General features: G+C 66.2%; 6 protein-coding genes. 4 read left to right on the forward strand and 2 right to left on the reverse strand.

The features are described 5' to 3' along the window. The coding region (locus PHX69_RS14345) for a TetR/AcrR family transcriptional regulator (RefSeq protein ID WP_288044560.1) at positions 1-346 on the reverse strand (346 nt) is incomplete at its 3' end. Positions 347-469: 123 nt separating this feature from the next. Between PHX69_RS14345 and msrA the strand changes: the two genes are divergently transcribed. The 4 genes from msrA (at position 470) to PHX69_RS14365 (ending at position 4,225) form a co-directional block, all read left to right on the forward strand. Continuing rightward, entirely contained in the window at positions 470-1,009 is a 540-nt protein-coding gene (gene msrA, locus PHX69_RS14350) for a peptide-methionine (S)-S-oxide reductase MsrA (RefSeq protein ID WP_119013120.1), read from the forward strand. A 98-nt stretch (positions 1,010-1,107) separates the two neighbouring features. Continuing rightward, positions 1,108-1,353 carry a hypothetical protein gene (locus PHX69_RS14355; protein WP_119013119.1) on the forward strand — a complete coding sequence of 82 codons (246 nt, stop codon included), beginning with the start codon at positions 1,108-1,110 and terminating at the stop codon, positions 1,351-1,353. Between the two features lie 47 nt (positions 1,354-1,400). Continuing rightward, positions 1,401-1,853 carry a hypothetical protein gene (locus PHX69_RS14360; protein WP_288044562.1) on the forward strand — a complete coding sequence of 151 codons (453 nt, stop codon included), beginning with the start codon at positions 1,401-1,403 and terminating at the stop codon, positions 1,851-1,853. A gap of 200 nt (positions 1,854-2,053) precedes the next feature. Then, a complete protein-coding gene (locus PHX69_RS14365; RefSeq protein ID WP_288044563.1) occupies positions 2,054-4,225 on the forward strand; it encodes a TonB-dependent receptor domain-containing protein in 2,172 nt (723 codons plus the stop codon). A gap of 80 nt (positions 4,226-4,305) precedes the next feature. On the opposite strand, the gene PHX69_RS14370 is transcribed toward PHX69_RS14365, so the two are convergent. Next, positions 4,306-6,885 carry a [protein-PII] uridylyltransferase gene (locus PHX69_RS14370; RefSeq protein WP_288044564.1) on the reverse strand — a complete coding sequence of 860 codons (2,580 nt, stop codon included), beginning with the start codon at positions 6,883-6,885 and terminating at the stop codon, positions 4,306-4,308. Between the last annotated feature and the right edge of the window lie 96 nt (positions 6,886-6,981).

Consider the following 6,981-nt stretch of genomic DNA (forward strand, 5'->3'; position numbering starts at 1 on the left):
CGCGGGTGGCACCAATGCGCTCCCACCAGACGGTGTAGCAGTAGCGCAACATGTCGGCGGTGCTGCCCTGGAATTGATCGACCTCGGCATTCCACTCGGGAAAACGCCCGGCAATGTTCTCGCGCACTACGGCCTTGAACAACTCTTCCTTGCTGGGAAAGTACAAAAACAGCGTGCCCTTGGAGACGCCTGCACGTGCTGCCACGTCATCGACGCGCGTGGCGGCGTAGCCTTTTTCGACGAACAGATCCAGGGCGGCGTCCAGCAACTCGCCCGGGCGCGCCTCTTTGCGGCGCTCGCGCCGGGACGCGGGGGGGGCCGTGAAGGAGTGTGAATCGGGGGGCATGGGTGAAGATGATTACTGACTGACCGGTTAGTAATGTACCCATCCCCCTGGATGGCGTCAATTCATAATCGCGCACACCCGCTTGTATCCTGGCGCTTCACCTTCCACCCAAGGAGACTTCTCATGCAACTGCAAACCATCACCCTCGGCGGAGGCTGTTTTTGGTGCACAGAGGCCGTGTTTGACCGCGTGCGCGGCGTCACGGATGTGCAAAGTGGCTACGCCAACGGCCATGTTCTGAACCCCACCTACGAGCAAGTGTGCAGCGGCACCACCGGCCACAACGAGGTGGTGCGCGTGACGTTTGACCCCGCGGTCATCAGCGTGCGAGAGATTCTGGAGATTTTCTTTGGCACCCATGACCCCACCACGCCCAACCGCCAGGGCAACGATGTGGGCACGCAATACCGCAGCGGCATTTACTTTCACACGCCCGAGCAAGAAAAGGTGGCCCACGAGCTGATCCAGCACATGGTGCAAGCGCAGTGGTTCGATGCCCCCGTGGTCACTGAGGTGGTGCCGGTGGCCCATTTTTCGCCCGCAGAGCCCTACCACCACGACTACTACGCGCGCAATCCGCAGCAAGGTTATTGCGCCGCCGTGGTCGGCCCCAAGGTGAACAAATTCCGCAAGACATTTACCCGCTTTTTGAAGCCCGATTGAGGTTGGGTCTATTTTTTTGATAGCCAAAATGGCTGTGGCGCGCGCCAATCGGGCGCTATACGCTATGATTTTTGAATCTGATCTGGAGAAAATTTGCCATGCGCCGTCTGCTGACCCTTCTGGCCTTTGCCGCTTTGTGTGCCCCTTTGGCGCAGGCCCAGGTGCATTCCGACCAGGAAACCAAGGCTGATATCGAACGCCACCGCGCCATGGCCGCCGCCCACACCGCAGCGGCGCAGTGCCTGGAGTCTGGCAAAGACGCCCAGCAGTGCATGAAAGAGTTGCAAGCCGCCTGCAAAAACCTGGCCATCGGCAAATACTGCGGCATGAAGCACGCGCACTGACCGCGTTTGCCCGTTTTTTCGCCCGCCAGTCCGTACCCATTCCCGTGATGCCCGCCCACAGCACCCGTTCCACCGCAGCGCAGCGGGGCCGGGCCGTGGGCCGCAGGGCCAGCGCCGTGTGGTGGTCGGTCTGGCTGGTGCTGGCGCTGGTATTGGCGCCCGCTTTGGGCCAGATGCACCGCGCCGTGCATGGCGATGCGGCGCCAGCGCTGTCTGCCCACAGCGTCCACGGCGGCCCGCACGCTGCGCCGGGCGACCAGACCTCCTGGGTGGCTGCGCTTTTTTCTGGCCACCACCTGGTCGATTGCCAGTTACTCGACCAGCTCACCCTGGGCGATGCACCCCGCAGCGCGCCTGCGCTGGCACATGCAGCGCCCGCCACCGTGCCCCCCGCTGGCCCGGCCGCGCATTGCAGTGCGCGGCGCACCGCCGCCTTCCAGGCCCGCGCCCCGCCGCTGGCCATGGGCTGGGGCGCGCCCCCCGCGCCCAGCCACACCTGAGCACCCGAGCATGGCCAGCGCTGCGTTTGCAGCGTGGCCTGTAGTGGCTGCTGCGCCAGGTAATAACTCCTTTTTTGATAGCTGCTAGCGCTTATCCCGTAAGCGCTGGAGCCGTTTTTTGTCTTTTATCCATGCCCCGCATGGGGGCGGACTGCGTGCGCTGATGCGTCCGCGCCGCCCGTGTTTTTTCAATGCACACCATGATTTCCATTTTTCACCGTACCGGTCTGATCGCCCAACACCTGGCGGATGTCTCCAGCGCCCGCTCCACAGGCTGGTCGCAGCGCCAACCCCAGGCCTTGCGCCCGCTGCCACTGGCCGTGGCGCTGTTACTCACCACCTGGGGCCAGGCACAGGCCCAGCAGGCGCCCGCCGGGGCGCCGGTAGCCACCGCCGCGCTGTCTGAAGTCACCGTTTCGGCCAGCGGCCTGCAACACGGCAGCAGCGACATGGCCACCCCCGTCAGCGTGCTCGAAGGCGATGCGCTGGTGCGCCAGCGCGAAGCCACCCTGGGCGAAACACTCACCAGCGAGCCCGGCATCACCTCCAGCCACTTTGGCGCGGGCGCCAGCCGTCCCATCATCCGGGGCATGGACGGCCCGCGCGTGAAGGTGCTGTCCGACGGCGCCGAGCTGCACGATGCCTCCACCATCAGCCCCGACCACGCCGTGGCCGCCGAGCCGCTGCTGGCCACGCAGATCGAGGTGCTGCGCGGCCCCTCGGCGCTGACCTACGGCGGCGCTGCGGTGGGCGGTGTGGTCAACGTGCTCGATGGCAAAGTGCCCACCGCCGTTCCGGACAAGGGCATCGAAGGCAGCGCCGAACTGCGCGCCAACAGCGGCGCCCGTGAGGGGGCAGGGGCCTTTGCACTGACCGGCGGCGCGGGCAACATCGCCATCCACGTCGAAGGCGCCAAGCGCAACGCCAGCGACTACCGCGTGGGCGGCGGCTGGCTGCACGAGGGCCATGCCGAGCGCAAAGTGCCCGGCAGCTTCAACCGCACCGATAGCGCCAGCCTGGGCCTGTCGTGGGTGGGCAGCCAGGGCTACCTGGGCGTGGCCTACACACGCCAGAACGCCGAATACGGCCTGCCCGGCCACAGCCACAGCTTTGACGGCTGCCACACCCATGGCGCCCAGTTGCACTGCGGCACCCACGGCCCCCAAATGGAGGACGGGCACGACGACCACGACCACGGCCACGACGAAGCCCACGGCGCCGTGCCCGTGGTGGATTTGCGCAGCAAACGCCTGGACGTGCGCGGCGAGCTGCGCAACCCCTTCACCGGTTTCTCCGCCCTGCGCCTGCGTGCGGGCCACACCGACTACGCGCACGATGAAATCGAGGAAGGTGCCGTCTCCACCACGTTCAAGAACAAGGCCTACGACGCCCGCCTGGAGCTGCAACACGAACCTGTGGCCGGTTTCAAGGGGCTGATCGGCCTGCAAACCTCGCAGCGCAAGTTCAGCGCGGTGGGCGAAGAGGCCTATGTGCAGCCCACCGTCACGCGCAAGACGGGCTTGTTCTTGCTGGAGGAATACCGCTGGGGCGACTGGCGTTTTGAAGGCGCCCTGCGCCACGACCGCCAGACCGCCGAGGCGCAAACCAGCGGCATCGAGCGCAGCCACCATGGCACCTCGGCATCGCTGGGCGCGGTGTGGAAGTTCCAGCCCGGCTATGCGCTGGGTGCATCGCTCACCCGCGCCAGCCGCGCCCCGTCGGCAGAAGAGCTGTATGCGCGCGGCCTGCACATGGCCACCAGCACCTACGAGCGCGGCAATGCCGATCTGCGCGCTGAAGTCTCGCAAAACATCGACCTGAGCCTGCGCAAGACCAGCGGCGACACCACGTTTGGCGTCAGCGTGTTCCGCAACCGCATCCGCAACTACATCTATGGCCGCACGCTCGATGAACTCGATGGCCTGCAATTGCTGCAATACGCGCAGCAGGACGCCACCTTCACCGGCATCGAAGGCCAGGTGCGCCAGCGCCTGACGCGCCACATCGGCCTGACCTTGTTCGGCGACGTGGTGCGCGCGCGCCTGGCGGGCGGCGGCTTGCTGCCGCGCATTCCCGCCGCCCGTGCGGGCCTGCGTCTGGATGCGAATTGGAATGCGTGGGAGGGGCAGGTTGAATGGGTGCAAGTGGCCCGCCAGACCCGCGTGGCCGAGTTCGAGGGCACCACACCGGGCTACGGCATGCTCAACCTGGGCATCAGCTACAGCGGCCAGGTGAACGCCACCCCGTGGCAGCTGTACCTCAAGGCCCACAACCTGACCGACCGGCTGGCCTACGCCCACACCTCGTTCATCAAGAATGCCGCACCTTTGATGGGGCGCAACATCACGGTGGGCGTGCGCGTCGCGTTTTGATACCCGGCCTGTGGATGAAGGCTTAAAAAGCCTTCAAACGCAATGCTGGTGAGCGCTTCCAGCTATCGAAATAGGAGCTGCTACGACAGTGCTTGCAGCAGCTCGGTTTCGATCTGAATCTGGTGGGCGTTGCTTTGCAGCTCGGGGCCCTGGATGAGGAAGGTGTCTTCCACCCGCTCGCCCAGGGTGCTGACCTTGGCCAGTTGCACGCTCAGGTGGTGCTGGGCCAGCACGCGCGCCACCAGGTAGAGCAGGCCCGCGCGGTCGCTGGCAGAAATGCCCAGCAGCCAGCGCTGGGCTTTTTCATCGGGGCGCAGCGTCACGCGCGGCGCCATCGGAAAGCTTTTGGCGCGCCGCGACAGGCGCCGGTGCCCCGGCTCGGGCAGCGCACCGCCTTCTTCGATGGCGCGCGCCAGGTCGCTTTCGACCATGTGCGTCAGTTCGCGGTAGTGCCCGGGCAGCGTGGTGGTGGTGACCTGGAAGGTGTCGAGCGCGTAGCCGTTGGCGGCGGTGTGTACGCGCGCGTCCAGGATGCTGAAGCCCGCGCGGTCGAAGTAGCCGCAGATGCGCGCAAACAGGTCGGGCTGGTCGGCGGCATAGACCACCACCTGCAAGCCCTCGCCCGCCAGCGATTGGCGTGCGCGCACCACGGGCCGCGCGCTGCCCACGTGGCGCGAGAGGTGGCGCGTGTGCCAGGCAATGTCGGCGGCGTCGTGGCGCATGAAATAGCTCACGTCCAGTGTGGCCCAGAGCTTTTTGTGCGCGTCAAAGGGCTGGGCCATCAAGGCCAGCAGCACCAGCGCTTCGCGTTTGCGCGCTTCGATCTCGGCGGCGGCATCGGGGGCGCGCCCGCCCAGCGTGCGCAGCGTGGCGCGGTACAGGTCTTCCAGCAGCTTGCCTTTCCAGGCGTTCCAGACCTTGGGGCTGGTGCCGCGAATATCGGCCACCGTGAGCAGGTACAGCGCGGTGAGCTGGCGCTCGTTGCCCACACGCTGGGCAAAGGCGCCAATCACGTCGGGGTCGCTCAAATCCTGCTTTTGCGCCACCTGGCTCATGGTCAGGTGCTCGCGCACCAGAAACTCGATGAGCTGGGCGTCTTCGCGGGCCACGCCGTGCTGGCGGCAAAAGCGCCGTGCCACTACGGCGCCGATTTCCGAGTGGTCGCCGCCCCGACCCTTGCCGATGTCGTGGAACAGCGCGGCCACGTACAGCGTCCAGGGCTTGTTCCAGCCAGCGGCCAGCTGTGAGCAGAACGGGTATTCATGCGCGTGGTCGGCCATGAAAAAGCGCCGCACATTGCGCAGCACCATCAGGATGTGCTGATCGACCGTATAGACGTGGAACAGGTCGTGCTGCATCTGCCCGACGATGCGCCGGAACGGCCACAGGTAGCGCCCCAGCACCGAGGTCTGGTTCATCAGCCGCATGGCGTGGGTAATGCCTTCGGGTTGTTGCAGGATGCGCAAAAAGGCCGCCCGGTTGACCGGGTCGCGCCGGAAGGCCCCATCCATCACGCTGCGCGCCCGGTACAGCGCGCGCAGCGTGCGCGCCGACAGGTGCTGCAAGCCCGCCGAGGTCTGGTAGAGCAAAAAGGTTTCGAGGATGGCGTGCGGGTCGCGCTGGTAGAGGTCGTCGCTGGCGATCTCGATCATGCCGGCCTTGTCCAGAAACCGCGCGTTGATGGGGCGCGGCGCGCAGTCGGACGGGTTGAGCCGCTCTTCAATGTTGAGCAGCAGGATTTGGCACAACTGGGTGACGGCTTTGGCGGCCCAGTAGTAGCGGCGCATCAGGGTTTCGCTGGCGCGCAGGGGCAGGCCGCTGCCGTCGGGGGCCTCGGAGCGGTAGCCAAACGATTCGGCCACGGCGGTTTGCAAGTCAAACACCAGCCGGTCTTCGCGCCGCCCGGCAATGGCGTGCAATCGTGCGCGCACCAAAGAGAGCAGGGCTTCGTTGCGCACCAGCTGGCGCAGCTCGAATGGGGTGGCCAGGCCGCTGCGGGCCAGCTCTTGCCAGCTGTTGCCCAGCCCGGCGGCGCGCGCTACCCAGAGCACGGTTTGCAGGTCACGCAGGCTGCCGGGCGATTCTTTGCAGTTGGGCTCCAGCGCGTAGGGGGTGTTGTCGTATTTGTTGTGGCGCTGGCGCATCTCCAGCGTTTTGGCGATCAGGAAGGCTTTGGGGTCCAAGTGGGCGCGGTACTGTGCCTGGAACTCGGCAAACAAGGCGGCATTGCCGTGCAGCAGCCGCGCCTCCAGCAGCGAGGTTTGCACCGTCACGTCCTGCGCCGCCTCACTGGTGCATTCGGCCACGGTGCGCACGCTGGAGCCTATGTCCAGCCCCACATCCCAGCAGCTGCTGATGAAGGATTCGATGGCCTGGCGCTGGGTTTCGGCCATGTCGCTGCCGGGCAAGAGCAGCAGCACGTCCACATCGGAGTGCGGAAACAGCTCGCCCCGGCCAAAGCCACCCACGGCCACCAGGGCCATGGAGTCGGGCAGGGCAGCGCGCTGCCACAGCTGGGTGAGCAGGTTGCCCGCAATCTGCGCCAGCGTGCGCAAATGGGAGTGAATGCCGCGCGTGGAGGCTTGCGAGGCGGCCAGCAGGGCCAGCAGCGCTGCTTTGTCGCGGCGGTAGGTGTCGCGCAGGGCTTGCAGTTCGGTCATGGCGTTTTATCCGGGAAGAGAAGCAACAGGCGCCACGCTACGCAAGAAACGTGCAAGCGCCGCAGGTGCGGCGCTGCGCGCAGGCGCGCTCAGGTG

This window comes from Simplicispira sp. (assembly GCF_028687295.1).
Taxonomy (GTDB): domain Bacteria; phylum Pseudomonadota; class Gammaproteobacteria; order Burkholderiales; family Burkholderiaceae_C; genus Simplicispira; species Simplicispira metamorpha.